1 protein-coding gene is annotated in these 654 nt (G+C 35.5%); it reads right to left on the bottom strand.

Going from position 1 to position 654, the window contains the following annotated elements; genetic code table 11:
• The coding region (locus DBR11_RS29045; protein ID WP_108556010.1) for a regulatory protein RecX at positions 1-448 on the bottom strand (448 nt) is incomplete at its 3' end.
• Positions 449-654: the final 206 nt, after the last annotated feature.

The raw sequence follows: 654 nt of genomic DNA, 5'->3' as shown, positions 1-654 counted from the left end.
TATTTTCAAAGCCTTTCCCCATCAGATAGGTAATCAGCTTATATTTCTTTTTATACGCATCATTCTCGGTAATCAGCTTCGCTTTTTTTTCCGCCAGTTCAAGCAAAGTTTGTAAATAATCACCAGAATCTATTGTGTTTAGTGCTTTGGTGATCATTTTGTCTGGAACCTGCTTTAATTTAAGGGACTGTTTAATTTTGATCTTACCCCATTTTTTGATGTTAAATTTGCCAGATACATATACTTTAGCAAAGCGCTCCTCGTTTAGGAAATTGGTAACGATCAATTCAGAAATCAGCTCTTCAACCTCTGCTGTTTTTAAGCCCCAGTCGTAAAGTTTGTTCCTGATTTCATATTGAGAACGTTCCTGGTAAGCACAGTAATGCTCGGCTTTGGCCAATGCAGCTTTCTTATCCAAAACAACGGGTTTATTCTTATTTGTTTCCACAGATGCAATAGTACGAAATCTTCTCAGTTCCTATATTATTTAGTATCCTTGTGCATTAAAATCAGCCAAACATTTTTTATGAAACCATTGATGAAGAATTCTTTAGTGCTATTTATCTTTTTGTTCGTCTGTAGATTAGGGGCCTCCGCTATTTCTGTAGATTCTATTCACTATGGAAAATTCGGAAAAATCATTCTGTATCATCC

The sequence above is a fragment of the Pedobacter sp. HMWF019 genome (assembly GCF_003061025.1).
Lineage (GTDB): Bacteria > Bacteroidota > Bacteroidia > Sphingobacteriales > Sphingobacteriaceae > Pedobacter.
The sequence above is the reverse complement of the archived record's forward strand: the minus strand, read 5'-3'. Positions and strand labels throughout refer to the sequence as shown.